The following is an 18,778-nucleotide window of genomic DNA, read 5'->3' as shown; positions in this document are numbered from 1 at the left end:
CTTCAATCAGTTCAATTATACAAATCGAATAAGGTAATTTACAATATCTACAAGGATAACGATTAAACACGGCATAGGGAGTGAATGTATTATGGAATTAAATAACCAAGTGGTTCTTGTTACAGGCGGCGGTACGGGAATTGGCAGAGCAACCAGTTTCGCGCTGGCCAAACGGGGGGCAACCGTTATCGTGAATTATTCACGTTCTCAGTCCGATGCGGAAGAAACCGTGCAATGGATCATCAATCAGGGCGGGAGGGCTGCAACCATACAAGCCGATGTATCCCAAGATAACGAAGTCCGGAACATGATCGAAACCATCGTTCAGCAATTCGGGACAGTGGATTTGCTCGTCAATAATGCCAGCATCACCAAGCACATTCCGATGGACAATCTGGAGGCGGCAACCGAAGAAATATGGGATGAATTGTTCGATGTGAATGTAAAAGGTATGTTTTACTGCGCGCGGGCTGTTGCCCCCTACATGAAGAAAAATAAACAGGGAGCGATCGTCAACATAGGCAGCATCGCCGGACAAACAGGACTCGGCTCCTCGCTTCCCTACGCCGTATCGAAAGCAGCCGTTCACGGTCTGACGAAATCGTTGGCCCGGGCTTTGGCTCCCGATATTCGGGTCAACTGTATCGTGCCGGGAGCCGTCGCGACAAGATGGTGGGCCGGAAAGGAAGAACAAATGAACCGGCTTGCTCCCAATCTTGTATTACAGCGCATTTCAACACCCGAAGATATCGCATCCATGATCTGCGCAGCCTTGGAACAGGAAGCGATGACCGGTCAGATCATCACGGTGGACTGCGGTCAGACCTTGTAGGTAGTGCAATTATAGATGCGGGAGGGATTTATGCTACAATGGACATACAAACATCCGTTCTATAATTTCAGGAAGGTGCCGTTTAAATGAGCGTAACGTTAACCAAAAAATCGATCAAACAATGGTGCGGCCCTTATGCTTATCAAAAAGGCGAACGGTTATGCCGCGCGAATAAGATCCATTTTACACGATTCGATCCCGAAACGAATGAATATACGGCCGAAGTGAAGGGCGCCAGCCATCATGAGGTTCAACTTACGTTTGACTGGAACGGCAAGCCGAATGCACGGTGCACCTGCCCAACCTTGGGCTCATTCGAACCCTTTTGCCACCATATTGCCGCTGTTCTGATCCGTATATATGAGCTGCAGCTAACGGGCGATTCAGCCGCTCCACCGATTGCTGCCGATGAGCAGCCCGGAGAAACTCCCGATCATGTGGAAAATGTCCAGCTCGCCGAGCGTATTCTCGGACTGTTCGACGATAAGCCCATACGCCCTATCCACAATCGAACGCTCGTGGAAACGAGAACGCCTCTTGACGTGGAGTTCATTCTTAAGCTCTTGTCCTATAACAAAAGCACCGCCCTGTTCGGCATCGAGCTTAAAGTAGGCCCCAAAGCCTTATATATCGTGCAAAATATCGCCTCCTTCCTGGATCAGCTTGTACGGGGGGAGCGCTACCCTTTCTCACCGAGGTTCAGCTACGATCCCGAGCTCCACAGCTTTGCGAAAGAAAACGAGGCCGTCCTTCGAGCTTTAATCGAAACGGTACGAGATCGGGCCGCCTATCGCGAAACGGACCGCTTGCATGCCGTTTATGTCTCCGGCAGAAGCAGCGACCGCATGCTGCTGATTCCGCCGCAGGCATGGGCAGGCCTGCTTCCCCTGCTGACACAGGCGCCGAAGGTTACTATTATGGATGGGAACCTCAAATATGACGGCATTTGCTTATCTGATGAACCCCTGCCTCTTCGCTTTGAGTTCGATGAAACGAGTTCAGGGGACTGCTCTTTGCGGGTTCACGGCCTTGAGCAATTGACGGTTATGGAGCCCTATGGAGCGGCCTTCCTTCAGGGGAAGCTGCTTACGCTTCCGGCGAAACAAGGCAGAAGGCTTGCAGAACTAAAGGCGATTCTCGAAGAATCGGGCACGGACGACATTCCGATTCATAGCGGTCAAATGGAGTCTTTTATTGAAAAAGCCATACCCGGCTTCAAGAAGCTTGGCAGCGTCAGCATCGCCCCGGCCATTGCCGAGCGGGTCACGCATTCCCCTCTTCTAGCCAAGCTGTATCTGGACCGGGTGAAGGATCGTCTTCTGGCTGCCGTGGAATTTCAATATAATGAGGTCGTCATTAATCCCCTGGAGGATAGCCGGAAGCAGCAGGACTCCCCTCGTATTCTCGTCCGGGACCTTGAGCGGGAGCGGCAGATCATCGAAGTGATCGAACAATGTCCGTTCACGAAGACGGAAGCCGGATACTTCATGAGCGACGAAGAAGCCGAGTTCGACTTCCTGTATACGGTTGTTCCGCAGCTGGAGAAGCTGATGAAGGTGTACGCAACGACGGCGGTGAAGCTCCGGCTGCACAAATTGGATACACTGCCGAAGGTCAGTGTGCAGGTATCCGCAGCCGAGCAAATGAATTGGCTCGAATTCCGCTTGGACATGGGCTGGATTCCGGAAACGGAAATCCGCAGCCTTGTGAAATCCTTGGAGGAAAAACGGCGATATTACCGCCTGCCGAACGGTTCCTTACTGCCGCTGGACAGCGCCGAGCTTCAGGAGCTATCGAAGTTCCTGAAGGACACGGGGCTTCTCTATTCGGACATAGCGGGAACGAAGATCCGTGTCCCCGTCGCACGCGGCATTCATTTGATCGATCAAGACTTCAATGCCTTGAAGCTCGACAGGCCGGTCCGCCAGCTCCTCGATAACCTGCGGAATCCGGATAATCTCGACTTCGAGGTCCCCGCTTCTCTTGCGGATATGCTGCGGGATTATCAAAAAATAGGCTACCAATGGCTGAAGACGCTCGCCCATTATGGGTTCGGCGGCATTTTGGCGGATGACATGGGGCTCGGAAAGACCCTGCAGAGCATCGCTTTTATCACTTCCGTTCTGCCGGAGATTCGGCAGCAGCGCATCCCCGCACTCGTCATCTCGCCGGGGTCGCTGGTCTACAATTGGCGAAATGAGCTGCGGAAGTTCGCGCCGGACATTCGCGTGCTGATTGCGGACGGCAGCCAAAGCGAGCGGGCGGAGAAAATGCAAAAGCTGGCGGAGGCCGACGTCGTCATCACGTCATACCCGCTATTGCTGCGAGATGTGGAACTCTATGCCAAGCAGCCGTTCCACACCCTTATCCTGGACGAGGCGCAAGCCTTCAAAAACCATGCGACCCAGACGGCTCAGGCGGTCAAATCGATCCAGGCCGGTTACCGGTTCGCCTTGACCGGAACGCCTGTCGAGAACCGGATCGAAGAACTGTGGTCGATCTTTAGCGTCGTCTTCCCGGCCTTGTTCCAGGACCGGAAGGCGTTCGGAAACTTAACACGCCAAGAGGTGTCCATACGGGCGCGGCCTTTCATGCTGCGCAGATGGAAGAGCGAGGTGCTTCAAGACCTTCCGGATAAAATGGAGTCAATCAAGCCGACCGAGCTTCTTCCGGAACAAAAGAAATTGTACGCCGCATATTTGGCCAAGCTGCAGCAGGAAACTTTAAAGCATTTAAGCGTAGACGGTTATCACAAGAGCCGTATCAAAATCTTGGCCGGTCTCACCCGGCTTCGGCAAATTTGCTGTCACCCCGCCCTATTTGTCGAAGGATACAAGGGAAGCTCCGCGAAGCTTACGCAGCTGATGGAGATCGTGGATGAGTGCCTGGCCAATCGGAAACGCATGCTGATCTTCTCTCAATTCACGGAGATGCTCGGCCTCATCGGCCACGCGCTGAGCGATCAAGGCATTTCATTTTTTTATTTGGACGGATCTACACGGGCCCGCGAGCGTGTCGAGCTGTGCGACCGGTTTAACGATGGCGAAATGGACGTCTTCCTCATTTCCTTGAAGGCAGGAGGAACTGGTCTGAATTTGACCGGAGCGGATACCGTTGTCCTGTATGATCTGTGGTGGAACCCTGCAGTGGAGCAGCAAGCCGCCGACCGCGCCCATCGTATGGGCCAAAAAAATGTCGTCCAAGTCATCCGCCTCATCACCCAAGGCACGATGGAGGAAAAAATGTACGAGCTCCAGCACAAAAAGAAACACCTGATCGACGAAGTGATGGGGCCAGATCAGGAGGCGATGCCCACGCTTACCGAACAAGAGCTTCGCGAGATCTTGATGATTTGAATAAGAACGGCTGACGCCATTATTCATGGAATCAGCCGTTCTTATTTTGAATGCTTAGCTTATAACAAGCTCTTTGCCACTTCTACTAATTGTTCTTTGGTCATGTTCTGGGAATCGGTCTGTACATGATAGACGACCGTCTTGCCTCCGCTTTCTTTGAGCCACATCACGTCCTGATGAATAGTGCTCTGCCCGTACAGCGAATGATCGTCCTTCATATAATGTGCCGTTAGGCCGCCTATATCGATCTCCTCGTATGCTGTGCCCAGCGGAGCTGCTTGAAACATCTTAACACTGGTGTCACCGCCTGCAATTTGCCAAGTCAAATAGATCGTGTCATTGGCTGAATTACGGTATACGGAAGTATAGGGGGCAATAGGATCAGCTTCGGATAGATTTGTTTTACGCCATAATACCTTGCTTCCCATCTCCTTGCTTTCAGCCTTCATTTCATCCAGGAGCCGGTAAGCATCCGGGCCGAAATTAAATTGGTATGGCGAAGTTTCCATGCCTTCCACGAACTTGTATGTTCCCAGAATGGATTCGGGAAGCTTCTCCTTGATGCTGCGCTGCTGCAATGTCGCTTTCCATGCCTCTAACGGGATAGGAACCGGTTTATTGATGCCGAAGACAATCGGCGTTCCCTGAACCTGAATGTCATAATCTTGAAGATATACAACTGCCGTATCTCCGGGGTTTAATTGTGCTTTAACTTCCTGGAACGAACTGCGAATCTTCTCCACATCGCCCTTTTCAAAATGCAGCTGCTGCTCGGTTCGATAGCTTATGGACAACTTCTCCTTCTGATCTTCAAAAAGGAGCTTGTTCCCCGCATAGCCGAATCCGCAAATGACCATAAAGATGACGGCGATCAAGGCGACTTTCGGCATTCTTCTTTTTCTGAACATGAACGGTACTCCCTTTTGTTGCATCACCCGCTGCCTGTATTCCGCCGCAATTCGGGTATCCAGGTCGGAAGGACACTTCCGGGAATCTCGTTCGAACTCTTCTACCAGTTGCCGCTCAATATACAAAGCCATCCCCCTCCTTTCGCAAACCCTGTTGATCCAATCGGCGGCGTAAATGCTTAAGCGCATGATGATGCCTGGATTTTACTGTGCCTAACGGAATCTTCAACAATTCGGCAATTTCCTCCAGAGAGCAATCCTGATAGTAGCGGAGGACGATAACCTCCTTGAATTTGAGCGATAGCGTCTGCAGGATCGGAAGCAAGTCCAACCGGTCGTTCAGAGCCGTCAACCGTAACTCTGCAGCTGGGTCGGATGATTTGGAGGTGCTGAGTCTCAGCTTTTCCGCAATGCGAAAAAGGCGCCACTCTTTCCGCTTCCAATTTCGTACTTGTCTGACAATCAAACCGTTAAACCATGATGAGAAATTTTGCTCCGGATCATACTTACTCAAGCTTCTGTACAGTTCGAAATACACTTCGCTCATAATATCTCCAATATCCTGCTTGGCGGGAGCGAGATAGCTGATCAATCTGTAAGCATGATCGCGCGTTGATTCGTAAACAACCTGGAACGCTTGTTCATCACCCTGGCTCATCCGGATAAGCCACGGGTTCAAGTCTAACTCCTTCATAGGGCCGGCCTCCATTCGGGTCTTACAATGGATATTGGCTCATTTTACCAAAAAGGTTCATTCGGTATGAAAAAATGTGATTACAACGATCATCGGTTCACACAAGGAGTGGATGATTAGAATCTACGGGGCTACGACCGGAGCCCCCCACGCCGGTTTCTTATTTTTAAGCATAATTCCGTAGGTCCGGGAAATGCTATCCCAGAAAACCAATAAGGAGGGGATTATATCACATATGACTGCACAAATTCTGGCGCCGCATGAATCGATGGAACTTCACGAAGCGCTTAATTTTAAAACGCTCTGCTTGGCCAAATCCAAGCTTATGCAGGGAATCGTGTTTGATCAGGAGCTCAAAGACTTGATGCAAAAAGATGTCGAGCAGTCCATCCAGGCAATTGCGGAGCTGCAGGCCGTCTATGCCAGAGCTCCTTTCCAGGCACCCGTCCCTACCAATCGTCCCACGCCCATTCTAAACTAGAGGAGGAAACCCAATGAACCCGGATTATTTAGACCCGATAAACGCGTTAAATATGCCGGAAATGGCGGACACTACCTTTGCCATGGACTTCCTTATTCGTGCCAAAGAGGGAGTAAGAAATACGGCGATTGCTCTCACCGAGACGGCTTCTCTGGATGCAAGAGCGCTGCTGCGCAATCAATTGAGACAAGGAATCGCGATGCACCAGGAGATTTCCGACCTCATGATGCGCAAGAAATGGTTCCATCCTTATGAACTTAATGAGCAATACCAGCTGGACCAGCTCTCGGCGAACAACACGGTCATGATCGGGCAAATGAATTTGTTCCCGGATGATACGCGGCGCAAAGGCTTGTTCGACAGGACGCCGGATGAACACCTTAGGGGGACTCAGGCATGAAGGCCGTAACGTATCAAGGCATTAAAAATATTGCCGTAAAAGAGGTCCCGGACCCTGAAATAGAGAAGCCTGACGACATGATTGTCAGATTGACCAGCACGGCCATCTGCGGCTCCGACCTCCACCTGATCCACGGGATGATTCCCAATCTTCAGGAGGATTATGTCATCGGGCATGAGCCTATGGGAATTGTGGAAGAGGTTGGCTCCGGAGTAACCAAGCTGAAGAAAGGCGACCGGGTGATTATTCCGTTCAACATCGCCTGCGGAGAGTGCTTTTACTGTAAAAACCATCTGGAAAGCCAATGCGACCATTCCAACGAAAACGGGGAAATCGGCGCGTATTTCGGCTACTCCGGAACAACTGGCGGGTATCCTGGCGGACAAGCCGAGTATTTACGCGTTCCTTTCGCGAACTTTACCCACTTCAAAATCCCCAAAAGCTGTGAAGAATCGGATGAAAAGCTCTGCCTGATAGCCGATGCGATGACGACCGCGTTCTGGAGCATCGACAACGCCGGTGTGAAGGATGGAGATACCGTGATCGTACTGGGCTGCGGCCCGGTGGGACTTCTTGCCCAGAAGTTTGCCTGGCTGAAAGGCGCAAAAAGGGTCATAGCCGTCGACTACGTCGATTACCGCCTGCGGCATGCAAAGCTTACGAATAAAGTGGAAATTGTCAATTTCGAGGAGCAGCAAAATATCGGCAACCACCTCAAGGAGCTTACCAAAGGCGGAGCCGATGTCGTGATTGACGCCGTCGGAATGGACGGAAAAATGAGCGATCTGGAATTCCTCGCAAGCGGCCTCAAGCTGCAAGGCGGAACATTGAGTCCTCTGGTCATCGCGTCTCAAGCGGTACGCAAAGGCGGAACGATCCAAATAACAGGAGTATATGGCGGGCGCTATAACGGGTTTCCGCTTGGCGATATCATGCAGCGCAACATCAACATCCGCTCCGGACAGGCTCCTGTTATTCATTATATGCCCTATATGTACGAGCTGGTAACCTCCGGTAAAGTGGACCCGGGAGACATTATTACGCACGTCATTCCGCTTAGCGATGCGAAGCGCGGCTATGAGGTCTTCGACACGAAGACGGACGATTGCATTAAAGTGATTCTAAAACCGTAATGACTGATCCGACAAGGGGTGATTAATCAAAAATGAATCCATCATACGCTTTACACGAAACGCTCGAGGTCCATGAAATAGCGGCGTTCAAGACCGTCTGCCTGACGAAATCTAAAACGATGCAGGTTCTGGTGTCCGACCCGGAACTGCAGCAAATCCTGAAGCATGACGTTCAAGTATCCACGCAGCACCTTCAGGATCTAAGCACACTTTTATCCAAATCGCAGCAGGGGAGATGATACGATGAACCCGATCCTGGAACGCATGACAGGGATGAATACCCTGACCGATGAAGTTATTGCCATGGATTTTCTGATCACTGCCAAAAGCGGAGTCCGAAACTACGCCATGGCCGTCACCGAATGCGCCACGCCTGAATTCAAATCCGTTCTGATCAAGCAGCTTGAAGAAGCCATAGACCTGTATGAATTGATTGCCGATTATACGGTGCGGCGAGGCTTGTATCACCCATACAATCTTAAAGATCAAGTTCAACTGGATCTGCAAAACATTGAGACCGCTCTAAATATTCCGTCCTGAACGCACCGACTGCTCCTTTTCACTAATGGAGCAGTCGGGCTTATCCGCAACAATCCATCCTATCCAAATTTACATATTCTTTATCTGACGCTCCGGCCTGAAGGCTTCGGACGAGTGAGAAACCAACGATTATGAGGTGCGTTTCAATGGACGCTTCGAACGGGATGTGTGAATGGTTCTGACCCGCCGCAGCCTCTTTCTGGCCGGTTTCAGGGCTTTACTCTTCGCTGCGCGCCGACGCTTGAGCAGTTTTACCCGCTTACGGGAACGGTATTTCGCGCGAATCAATCTGAACTTTTTCAGTCTCAGTCTTAATCTTCGCCGCAGCCGTAATTTCCTTCTCAGTCTCAATCTTCTCCGTAACCGAACCAATCTACGGCGTTTCCGTCCGTGCGGCTTCACGGGAGCTATCTCCGGTACTTCCACTTGCGGGGCGGGGATTTCAAGAACCGGCGGATCGGGAATCTGAATTTCCGGAGCGGGCGGCTCCGGCGGCGCAATCGACTGTTCTTCCTGCGGCGGGGGCGGCGGGTCTAACGGAATGATTGATTCCGGGACAGGAGCAGGTGCTGGTATAAATCCCGGGGCCCAGGGGGTCATGGCAAGAAATTTTTGGTAGAGCGGCGCAGCGGGCGAATCTTCATTCCACCATTTTCCGTCCCCGGCGAAATGTACTATTTTATTCTCCAAATCGAGCTCGGGGTGAGCGAACGTATTAAACCGCAGATCTAGCTGCACATAGTTTAAGCTGTACAGGGCATTCAGAATATCCTGGTCAGGCATCGTTATCGACGGAAAAGTGCGCATGAAACCGAGCATTTCTTGATACCAGGTCTCTCTGCTGCGGATATTGTTCAAATGAAACAGAATGACTCCCGAGTTAAAATACAGCTCCGCGTTAAGCCCAAGCGAAACAAAGTACTCCATTAAATTTACGCCCTGATCCCGAACTGCGCCTAAATACCTTCCTCCCAGATCAACACTCCACAATTCGTTAATATCCATATTGACCAGAATGTCGCAGTCCAGATAAATAACCCTGTCAGCCTGAATAATCTGGGGGAGCAGCAGACGGTACATACTGGCTATTGTCCAATAGTCGATTTTATTCACGCCGGCCGCAACTTCAAGAAAATCTCCGGGAATTGCAACATGATAAAAAAAGATGTTGTGATGAAACGCATCCACGAGCTGAGTAAGTCTTAACTTGTTCTCATCGCTTAGTGAATCATCATGGACAATGTGGACATTGATCGTTTGCTGGGTATTGGAGAAAATGGATGCAAGAACAACACCCGCATGCTCTGTGTAGCTTCCGTCCCTATCGTTGATTGTCAGAACCAGCTCAATCATTTTTCCAGGTTCACCTACCCTTAAAGTATACTTCTGCATAGTCACATGATGCATTTGACCCTTTAAGTGTATGTTAAACCCAGAAACTAGTTTGGACTAATCCCCAATAGCTGCCCGATTTATTTTTAATCATTCTGTGAACCTGCATTGAAGCTTGCAGCTGTTGCCCTGTTTTCCTTCTTCTTTGCCGGCCACAGCAAGCGCCCGAGAAGCATTCCCGCCGCACCGATCAGCGCGATCACGAGGCCGAAGCCGGCGAAGATTCGCCGCGGTCCCGCCAGATCGACCAGCGCGCCGCCCAGCAGCGGAGCGACAATCATTACGGCACTCAGCACCATGCTCTGAATTCCGAATACCCTGCCCGTCATATGTGGAGGCGTTTCTTTTTGCAGGCAGTAATTGAAGGCGATCATGAACATCCCGTTTCCGGCGCCCATAATCAGTCCCAGCAGCAGCACGGGAAGCGGGGAGACGCCAATCGGAAGCAGGCCCAGCCCTCCGATGGCCGCGCCGATCAGCGCATAGCCACCACCCAATCTGGCGCCGTAACTTGCGCCGCGCCCCACCTTGTTCATGGCGGCGATCGTCAGCACCGCTCCCGCCCCCGCCGCCGACACCAGCCAGCCGAGCAGATATTCCTTATCCGGGGCAAGAGTGCGGAACAGACTGGCGAACTGAAAATCAACCATCTGGATCGACAAGGCGCCCAGCAGACCGAACAGCATCGTATTGCGCAGCAGCCTGCTGCGGAAAATAAAGCTCCAACCTTCCTTCCACATTGACCGAGCCGAAAGCGGCTGTCCGCCGGTATTTTGTTCTCTTGATTTCACGTCAGCTTGGTCCCCTGCTTTCATCTTTACATCCATATCTGCGCCCGTGCTCCCTTTTGCATCAGCGTTCTTTACGGACAGCAGCAGCACATACGAAAACAGCCTCATGCAGGCATTCAGCGCAATGCACCAGGCGGGCGAGAGGGCTGCCAGGGCCACTCCGCCCAGCAGGGGACCGGCGATTTTGGAGCCCTGCGTGACGAAGCCGTTAAGAGAAGCGGCTTGCAGCAGCTGGTCCTCTCGGACAATGCTTCGGGTGAGCGACTGCTGAGCCGGCACATTCAGCGCGGAGACGGCCGACCGCAGCGCAAGCAGCGGCAGCAGCCAGAGTATGCCGGGAGCCAACAGCACCGCAGCGGTAAGCACGGCGGTAAGCAGATCGCACAGGCGCATCAGCTTCAGCTTGTTCAGCCGGTCGGCGGCCACTCCCGCCACAGAGCCAAGCACAATGCCCGGCAGCGCCAGACTGACGGGAATGAGCGCCAGCATGAGCGGACCGACCTGCCAGCGGTAGGCGACCAGCACCTGAATCGCCAGACTGTCGAACCAGCTGCCAAATTCCGCTAACGCATATGCCGTATATACGCGTATAAAGATTTTGTTGCCAAGCAGGCCACGCCCGGCGCGTGCCTCCGTTTGGGTCAATGGGGCTTCGATACTCATTTATATATTCCTCCATCCGGCTGTACCCGCCTTTCATTACGCCGAGTATAGCGCCGGTTTGTCAGAGAAATATCAGAAGACGGAACGCCCCTCAGTTCAGCTGCGCCACTAACCCCGTCCGGACTTTTTTCTTCGCCATCACATTTTAAAAAAGTCGTTCAGCGCCGCTTCGATCCGCACCATATTTTCGGGTAGACCGCAGCGCGCCTGCTCTTCCGCGAACAATGCCCCGTACTTCCCCCGCAGCTCCTCCCTGCCTTTGAAAGCAAACTTCCGGCAAAAATGCGCGATCCTGTAAAGTCCAAACAGCCGGATAGGCACGAACCCGGAAAGATCCAATACGCCGAGCCCCTCATCCAGCAGCGATTCACCCGTACGTCTTTCATTTTTTCTCAGCAGCCAAAGCCCTTTGAGAATCAAAAAGCTGCCGATTTCCCGCAGGAATGGCTTTATCTTGAGAAGGCCCTCAATCGCTTCCGCCATTCTTTGCATCTCCCCGTCCGGAGTTCCCATCATCAGGTGGATGTACAGTTCGACGTTGGCAACAGGCGTGTCGAAGTTTTCATAGCCCGGCTCCGTAATGACCTTCCGGGTCAGCTTCAACCGCTCCAGCGCTTTCTCCGGCACCCCCGTCAGCGCATACAGATCGAGAATATTGAGAATTTCCATTTCGCGCTGCTGGGATGAAGGCAGCCGTTTCTCCGCAAGCACCCGCTCGCAATAATTCAAACCGTCCTCGGGTTCCCCCGCGAACATATAGAACAGCAGCAGCCAGTATACCCGCTCAGAACCCGGTATTTCCCCGCCGCTGAGCAGCCACTCCAGATCGCCTTGCACAAAACGCAAGTAAACGGAGTAAAACGGGTCCATCTCATAGCCCAATACATCCTGCTGACGGGCAAGCGCCAGCATCGATTTCCCCTGCCCGTATTGATGGTATTTGGCGAAGACCTCCCGCATCTTTTCCCGCAGCTCCGCGTCATGCGCGGATGGGCTGGCGTCGACGCCCGTGGCAGGCTCCCGCATGGTCAGGCAGTATCCGAACCCCCGAACCGTGCGGATTGTAATGCCCTCAATGGGGCCAAGCTTCTTGCGCAATCGGTAGATGTGGTCGTCCACTGTGCGCTCCACCGGATATTCGAGCGGCCATACGCTGTCCAGAAGCTGCTCCCGGCTGAACGCGCGCCCCCGGTTGCGGTACAGGAACCGCAGCAGGGCAAACTCCTTGGCGAACAAGTCTACCGTTATTCCATTAGCGGATACCGTGTACCCGTTTTCGTTCAATTCCAGAATCATGCCTATCCCCCCCTTCCCAGCCGAGACTCTCTTCCCGCTATTATAACAGGCGCCTGCCGGAAGGCTCCAACCAAGAAGAAAAGCCTAACGGCGTCCTTGAAGGACGCAAGAATATTTGAACAAAAAGATGACTCCTGATAAATTCAGGAGCCGCCTTTGGTCAGCATGACTTTATTTATTTCGGTTGTCCACAATGGAGTACAGTTCAAGCCTGCCCTATAATGGATTTGTCCACGTCGCTTCCGGGATCGTTCTTGGTTAAATATTCAATATCGCATCCAGAGAATATGCACCTGCACCAATTAAAGCAATGCCGATGGCTACCACGATCAAGACAGCGTTATATTCATAGCCGTTGGCCGTTACCCACAATCCATTTTTGCCATGCACTTTAACGATGGCGCCGAGCATGGTCAGCGTAATGAACAAGGCGGCAAGCGGAGTAAATAGTCCGAGAGCAAAAAGAACACCTCCGAGCAGCTCCAGCAGTCCCGCCAGCACTGCCATGAATACGCCCGGCTTAATGCCAATGGAATCCATCCAGCCCCCCGTTCCTTTCGGGCCATAACCGCCGAACCAGCCAAACAGCTTTTGAGCGCCATGCCCGATGAACAACAGCCCCACTATCAAACGAACCAACAATAATCCTAATGCTACCATTTAAATCATCTCCTATTGTTTTGGGTTTAATAATCTTTATTTAAAGATATTTGACAAAAATCGATAGAAATCACTTATCTTTTAGGGTAAAGAGGATAACTCACCTTGGAAGGAACCTTGATGAAAATCAGGCGCAGCGTGTCTTGATCAGACGAGTTCATGATTTCCACCTCCGTATCGGCTTCCACGGCTTTAATGATGAAATCTTTGTGACTATAGCAGCGGTTAGCCTAAACCTTTCGCCTGTTTCCCAAATTTTTTGAGCAGTACAATTGCTTCTTGCTGTTCATCTTGGGAAATCCCCTTCATTAGAGAATGGATTTTATCGGCATGGTCGGGAAAGATTCGATTAAACCATTCACTTCCGGCGTCCGTGATTTCAGCGTAGATTACTCTTCTGTCTTCATGGGATGGCACGCGCCTTAACAGATTTTTCTTCTCCAGCTTGTCGATGTTGTAGGTTATACTTCCGCTTGTGATTAAAATCTTTTCTCCAATCTGCTGCATGGGAATTTTCCCCTTGGCATACAGCACTTCGAGAATCGCAAATTCGGAAGGTGACAATCCGTACTGCCTGACATCCTTTATAGCTTGATCCGAAATCGCTCTGTAAGCCTTGGATAGAACAACAAACAGCTTAAGGGAAGTCGCCTGAGCGTCGTCCAATTGATTGGGCATTGAATCATCTCCCGTTATATCTTCGATCGAAGTATCTTTATCCAAAACATCTTCACTTAAAATGTCTTTGATTTAAGATAAATATACGGCGTGAATCCGTTATTGTCAACAACAATATGAGAAAAACTTAACGTACGCTGCGTTTCAACTCGACTAATGGCAAGCGATCACCAGTGTCAAAAAAAAACAGCCAGGCGGAAAGTCCCGCCTGACTGCTCTTAAAAGGCCGAATTTATCGGTCATGCCGCACCTTTTATTATCCGGCCATATTGTTAATCGAATCCTGTTCGGAGAAGACGGAAATGTGGTCGACTTTACCCTTAGATTTCGGAATCACGAATTTCAATTGGTACTGGGTACCCGCCTTGTAAATATAGATACTGTCGTTCCCGCTGGTCTTCGTGTCGTCCGGCTTGCCGAGCGCGTCTTCAATCTGCTGCAGTGTCAGCTGCCGCAGCTCGGCGGCGCTGGAACGGACATCAAAGATCAGACTGCCCTTGTTGAACCCGATCACCGCATGCCTCACGCTGTACGTGGCGTAGATGCCTTTGCCCGCTCCCTCTTCCTTGTCCGGCTCGCCCCAAGTCTTCTTCACATCGTCGATGAGATCCGTATGGGCGGCGAACGGAATGCCCGGCGCTTTGCCCTGCTTGGCAAGCTCAAGCAGCTCTTGGAGCTGCGCAGCCGTATTCGCATCGCCGCCTGGGGCAGGCGATGAAGCCGCCGTCGGTGCAGCGGAAGCGCCCGGACTGCCCGACGGGGCAGCTTCGCTGGCCGCAGGAGAGGCTGCGGCAGTCGCCGGAGCAGTCGCTGCGGCGGGTGACGGCGCGGCCTCGGATGGCGGCGGGGAGGCTTCTCCGCTGTCTCCGGAACTGCATGCGGCAAGGCCTATCATTCCCGTGAGCATGATGCTTGCCGCTATCATTTTTATATACTTTTTCATATGTGTCATCTCCTTGTTGACTCTGACAGTCCTGGTTCCAAGCCTGTTCTTAACAGACGGAACACACATGAAAAGGTTGCAGTTACGATTTGCGGGAGTTCCTGTCCGAAGCTCTGGCTTCGGTTATAATGTGATTACGCAATCACATCTCCAAGGAGATGTGGTTTGAAACACGCCGAACAAAAGTAAGTGAAACTATAGATAGCATGGTGTTTTTAGATTGAGTAATTGAGAATGATTTCCAAGAAGGAGTACTTTGCGGACATTACTTGTGTTTTACTTGAGATAAGGCGATCACAAATTGTATAAAAGCGGATATTAGAATTAACTGTCGATACCATCATGGCTAAATTTGAGCGTGTCGGTGACTTAAGTAGTTACTAACTCAATGCATTTTAAATGTGTAATATTGATGGAATAATAAATAGTGAGATGTGTTAGTATTGCTCGTAAAAGTAAAAACTGCTGTAGCTTGAGCAGTTAATTCTTTTGCCTCTTCACCATTGTTTGCGATTCACATTCTAACAGTAATTAAGCTAGATTTGATGCCTCTCTAAACTCTTCCCTTCTTCATTTTACAGACTTGAAACTAAGATTATGAAGAAGGGAGGCTAAACACCTGTTTATTATAAGTTTTTACTTCCTGTACTCTTCAGAAATACACGTGTTCTAAATCATTCTCAACTTCTGTAACCGTACATTAGTCGTTTGATTATTCTTAATCTATGGTTAGTGCCCTCTGTTCGACCATTTGTATAAGGCGTTATAAAGTATTGCAAAATTAGATTCACACAGTAATTTTATTGTATATTTAGTTGGATTGATTGCTTTGTATTGCTTGAAAATTCACTAAACATCTTTTTATGATTTTCTCGGTATTTTGAAATTAAATTTGTACTTAAATGATAGAATAACAAGAGGCAATAACTTTAATGAATTTGATATAATAAACCCATCTAAATGTTGTTAATGTTTGTAAAATCCGGAGATGGATTCTGAATAATTTATATTTTTATTATTATTACATAGAGTTGTTGAGGGGTGTATATATGGACTTAAATAAAAAATATCAAATATTTATTAGGACGTGTCTGAAAACTAAAGAATAATGTGGTAAGATTTGAGAAAAACGAATGGAGCATCAAGCATGATTCAAAGACGGTACGAAATAAGCGATGAGCAGTGGGAACAAATTAAGGGCATGTTTCCATCATATAAAACAGGACGTCCGTCAAAATTAAGTGATCGAACCATGTTTAATGCTATTCTATGGATCGCTCGAAGTGGTGCTGCCTGGCGTGATTTACCGGAAGAACGTTACGGTTCATGGAAAACGACCTACAGTCGTTTCTGCAAATGGAGAGATACAGGATTACTTGTCGCCATCTTCCAAGCGCTTCACGTAGAGCCTGATTTTGAAAACTTGAGCATCGATTCTACGTCGGTTAAAGCCCATCAACACAGTGCCGGTGCTAAAAAAACGCAGAAGGACACGAAGTAAATCAGCATATCGGCGTCAGTCGTGGTGGAAAGACAACCAAACTTCATACAGTCGTCGATGGATTAGGGAATCCCCTCGCTTTTCTTCTGACAGGTGGTCAAGTCTATGATTCCGTTCCAGCGATCGATTTACTTGAAGGATTTGATATTACAGGAAGTCATATTCTTGGCGACAAAGCCTATGGCTCAGAAGCGATTCGGAATTGGATTACGGCTAAGCAGGCATCCTACACCATTCCGCCTAAGGCGAATAGTCAAAATCCATGGAAAGTTGATTGGTATCGATACAAAGAACGCCACTTGGTTGAGTGCTTTTTCAATAAAATCAAGCATTTTCGCCGCGTGGCAACTCGTTATGACAAACTGGCAAAATCATTCTTGTCATTTGTATACATAGCCGCCATTTTCAAATTGACTCAGTGATGAGTTTTCAGACACGCTCTAGTTCAACTTATTCAGATTTAATAATGGCTAGAGATAAAGTAACGGAAACAGTGTTATCAATGTATCATTTTCCAATCGGTATGGAAATGTTTAGTGCGGGTAATTATGACCAATGGACAATTATTAAGAAAACTATAGATATTAGTGATTATTATGTTTTGATAATAGGTCATCGCTATGGTTCCGTTACAGAAGAAGGGATATCTTATACAGAAAAAGAATATGATTATGCTTTAGAAAGTGGTTTACCTATTTTGTCATTTATTAGAAATAGAGATGCATCAACGAAACCATTTGAAAGAGAAAGTGATTTAATTTTACAAAAAAGACTTGACGATTTTGTTAACAAAGCAATGAAAAGTAGGATGTGTGATTTTTGGAATACAGTAGAAGAACTTGCTTCGAAAGTTTCAATTGCTTTAAATAAAGAATTTATGATTAATCCTAGGGTCGGATGGGTACGCTCAGACCATACTTCATTGAATACGATTTCAATGTATAAGACAATGGATAATCTTGATTATAGCATTGAAAATAATATTAAAAATTTTTTAGAAGATAAAAAAAGGCAAGGTTTAGTTCAGGTAACACTTAATACCTATCAAACTCAACTTAGAATTTTTCAAGAATATTCTGAAGATAAGTTGATTTCTGATATTGATTCACAACATATTAAAAATTTCCTCATATATAGAGAAGATAAATATAGAGTAAATAGCAAAAATACTATGGGGACAATAAGAGGGATTTTAAATTTGTTCTTTGACTGGCTTGTTGAGGAAAAAATTATTGATAGAAATCCTGTAAGAAAAGTAAATACATTTAAGGCTCAAGATGTAACAAATGAAGCATTAGAAGAGGTTGAAGTATTGGAAGTTCAAAATGCATGTACAAACGAAAGAGAAAGAGCTTTAATTGAAATACTTCTATCAACGGGATGTCATTTAGGAGAAATAGAAAAAATTCAATTAAAGGATATCAATTGGAATAAAAATACCATTAAGATTAACGGGACTAATAAAAGAGATAGAATAATTTTATTAACAAAGCAAGCAGAATATTATTTAAAGAAGTATTTAGAGGTTAGAGAGGATGAAATGAATTATTTATTCGTAACAGAAAGAAAGCCGTACAGGTTATTGAGTAATAGAGGAATACAAAGACAAATAACAATAGTTGCAGGAAGAACAAATATTAATAAAAAAATATCTCCACGTACATTTCGCCATACCTTTGCAAAAAGAATGCTGGAAAAAGGTTGCGAGTTAAATGTTTTACAATCCTTATTAGGGTATAGAAACGCTAGCTCTTCAGAAACATACGTAAAAATAACTAATGAAAATATCAATAATTTACTTAAATTCCAGTGGTAATTTAATTTCGGTAAATAAAAATAACCCCTCTTCGCTATACGAGTGGATAATGTAGATAGCGATTTTATATGGAGAGGCGGACATGATAAGCTGGTTAGCATCGCGAAGTCCCGAAATCATATTCGAAACGGATTAACTGTTTGTTTTTAAATGCTTCATAGATAAGTTTATTCATATAGTTCCCACCTCTTATGAATTTAGCTAATTACTTTCGCTTCTTTACTTTGAGTTATTGGGAATGAAAGCTATCATATTAATCCTAAATTCCCGGTCAAATTATAACGAGGTAGGCGAAGGAACGCCCAGTGCATCGTAAAGTTCAATCTGACGTTTGGTGATCTCACCGAATTGCAAATCGTAGCCAGGACGTTCATAACACTCGATCACATCGAGTTCATCGAGCAGTCCCTGCATCGTATAGCGCTGGAATAGGTTTTTCTCCTGCAACACTTTCTTCATATAGGATAAATAGATGAGGGCTACGAACTCTACAAACAGTTTCCCATCCAAACTTCGTTCGGAGGAAACTTCCATACGACGGAAATTCAGGCGTTCTTTCAAGTTGCCAAAGGCTTTTTCAATCACATCCTTGTTACGATACACGCCGAGCGCTTCCATCGGATCTTTGATCTCATTGCTCAGCAGTGCGAAATACCCGTAGTTCTTGGCAGCGGTATCGATTGCAATGACTTCA

The 18,778-nt window shown here is 48.3% G+C and carries 17 protein-coding genes and 2 pseudogenes; 9 read left to right on the top strand and 10 right to left on the bottom strand.

The window, feature by feature from the left end:
* Positions 1 to 91 precede the first annotated feature (91 nt).
* The gene (locus tag PUR_RS06155; RefSeq protein ID WP_179034483.1) at positions 92 to 832 is read left to right on the top strand and encodes an SDR family NAD(P)-dependent oxidoreductase; all 741 of its coding nucleotides are present in this window, start codon (positions 92 to 94) and stop codon (positions 830 to 832) included.
* 86 nt (positions 833 to 918) lie between these two features.
* On the top strand, positions 919 to 4,188 hold the full coding sequence (locus tag PUR_RS06150; RefSeq protein ID WP_179034482.1) for a DEAD/DEAH box helicase: 3,270 nt from the start codon (positions 919 to 921) through the stop codon (positions 4,186 to 4,188).
* 59 nt (positions 4,189 to 4,247) lie between these two features.
* Here PUR_RS06150 and PUR_RS06145 read toward each other — a convergent pair whose 3' ends face one another.
* Together PUR_RS06145 and PUR_RS06140 are read right to left on the bottom strand one after the other, a co-directional pair.
* Positions 4,248 to 5,222 carry a hypothetical protein gene (locus tag PUR_RS06145; RefSeq protein WP_179034481.1) on the bottom strand — a complete coding sequence of 325 codons (975 nt, stop codon included), beginning with the start codon at positions 5,220 to 5,222 and terminating at the stop codon, positions 4,248 to 4,250.
* A complete protein-coding gene (locus PUR_RS06140; RefSeq protein ID WP_179034480.1) occupies positions 5,212 to 5,790 on the bottom strand; it encodes a sigma-70 family RNA polymerase sigma factor in 579 nt (192 codons plus the stop codon). Before PUR_RS06140 ends, PUR_RS06145 begins: the two co-directional genes overlap by 11 nt.
* 235 nt (positions 5,791 to 6,025) lie before the next feature.
* Here PUR_RS06140 and PUR_RS06135 point away from each other — a divergent pair, with 235 nt between their 5' ends.
* From PUR_RS06135 to PUR_RS06115, 5 genes are read left to right on the top strand one after another with little or no spacing between them, the layout of a single operon-like run.
* The gene (locus tag PUR_RS06135) at positions 6,026 to 6,271 is read left to right on the top strand and encodes a spore gernimation protein GerQ (protein ID WP_124695360.1); all 246 of its coding nucleotides are present in this window, start codon (positions 6,026 to 6,028) and stop codon (positions 6,269 to 6,271) included.
* Between the two features lie 13 nt (positions 6,272 to 6,284).
* A complete protein-coding gene (locus PUR_RS06130; RefSeq protein ID WP_179034479.1) occupies positions 6,285 to 6,671 on the top strand; it encodes a spore coat protein in 387 nt (128 codons plus the stop codon).
* The gene (locus tag PUR_RS06125; RefSeq protein ID WP_179034478.1) at positions 6,668 to 7,804 is read left to right on the top strand and encodes a zinc-dependent alcohol dehydrogenase; all 1,137 of its coding nucleotides are present in this window, start codon (positions 6,668 to 6,670) and stop codon (positions 7,802 to 7,804) included. The genes PUR_RS06130 and PUR_RS06125 overlap by 4 nt, the downstream gene beginning before the upstream one ends.
* Positions 7,805 to 7,836: 32 nt before the next feature.
* Positions 7,837 to 8,043, top strand: a complete 207-nt coding sequence (locus PUR_RS06120; protein ID WP_025333609.1) for a hypothetical protein — start codon at positions 7,837 to 7,839, stop codon at positions 8,041 to 8,043.
* Between the two features lie 4 nt (positions 8,044 to 8,047).
* Positions 8,048 to 8,344 carry a spore coat protein gene (locus tag PUR_RS06115; RefSeq protein WP_179034477.1) on the top strand — a complete coding sequence of 99 codons (297 nt, stop codon included), beginning with the start codon at positions 8,048 to 8,050 and terminating at the stop codon, positions 8,342 to 8,344.
* A 129-nt stretch (positions 8,345 to 8,473) separates the two neighbouring features.
* On the opposite strand, the gene PUR_RS06110 is transcribed toward PUR_RS06115, so the two are convergent.
* From PUR_RS06110 to PUR_RS06080, 7 genes and pseudogenes are all read right to left on the bottom strand, one after another.
* Entirely contained in the window at positions 8,474 to 9,697 is a 1,224-nt protein-coding gene (locus tag PUR_RS06110) for a glycosyltransferase family 8 protein (protein WP_179034476.1), read from the bottom strand.
* 125 nt (positions 9,698 to 9,822) lie between these two features.
* Positions 9,823 to 11,190, bottom strand: a complete 1,368-nt coding sequence (locus tag PUR_RS06105; RefSeq protein WP_179034475.1) for an MFS transporter — start codon at positions 11,188 to 11,190, stop codon at positions 9,823 to 9,825.
* Between the two features lie 138 nt (positions 11,191 to 11,328).
* Entirely contained in the window at positions 11,329 to 12,486 is a 1,158-nt protein-coding gene (locus PUR_RS06100) for a winged helix-turn-helix domain-containing protein (RefSeq protein ID WP_179034474.1), read from the bottom strand.
* Positions 12,487 to 12,744: 258 nt separating this feature from the next.
* Positions 12,745 to 13,146, bottom strand: coding sequence for a DoxX family protein (locus PUR_RS06095; protein ID WP_179034473.1), 402 nt, complete (start codon positions 13,144 to 13,146; stop codon positions 12,745 to 12,747).
* Positions 13,147 to 13,371: 225 nt separating this feature from the next.
* Entirely contained in the window at positions 13,372 to 13,824 is a 453-nt protein-coding gene (locus PUR_RS06090; protein ID WP_179037775.1) for a MarR family winged helix-turn-helix transcriptional regulator, read from the bottom strand.
* A gap of 256 nt (positions 13,825 to 14,080) precedes the next feature.
* Entirely contained in the window at positions 14,081 to 14,767 is a 687-nt protein-coding gene (locus PUR_RS06085; protein ID WP_179034472.1) for a YjgB family protein, read from the bottom strand.
* Between the two features lie 626 nt (positions 14,768 to 15,393).
* Positions 15,394 to 15,555: pseudogene (locus PUR_RS06080) on the bottom strand (transposase); the annotation flags it as partial.
* Positions 15,556 to 15,914: 359 nt separating this feature from the next.
* Here PUR_RS06080 and PUR_RS06075 point away from each other — a divergent pair.
* Together PUR_RS06075 and PUR_RS06070 are read left to right on the top strand one after the other, a co-directional pair.
* Positions 15,915 to 16,690, top strand: a protein-coding gene (locus PUR_RS06075) for an IS5 family transposase (RefSeq protein ID WP_179034470.1) whose coding sequence is annotated in 2 segments (ribosomal slippage) — positions 15,915 to 16,242 and positions 16,242 to 16,690 — 777 coding nt in all. Because the reading frame shifts where the segments join, the coding sequence is not laid out codon by codon here.
* Positions 16,690 to 18,084 carry a tyrosine-type recombinase/integrase gene (locus PUR_RS06070; protein WP_269474705.1) on the top strand — a complete coding sequence of 465 codons (1,395 nt, stop codon included), beginning with the start codon at positions 16,690 to 16,692 and terminating at the stop codon, positions 18,082 to 18,084. The genes PUR_RS06075 and PUR_RS06070 overlap by 1 nt, the downstream gene beginning before the upstream one ends.
* 276 nt (positions 18,085 to 18,360) lie before the next feature.
* On the opposite strand, the pseudogene PUR_RS06065 reads toward PUR_RS06070, so the two are convergent.
* Positions 18,361 to 18,768 (bottom strand): annotated as a pseudogene (locus tag PUR_RS06065) (IS1634 family transposase); the annotation flags it as partial.
* Positions 18,769 to 18,778: the final 10 nt, after the last annotated feature.

Source organism: Paenibacillus sp. URB8-2 (genome assembly GCF_013393385.1).
GTDB lineage: Bacteria > Bacillota > Bacilli > Paenibacillales > Paenibacillaceae > Paenibacillus_AQ.
The sequence above is the reverse complement of the archived record's forward strand: the minus strand, read 5'-3'. Positions and strand labels throughout refer to the sequence as shown.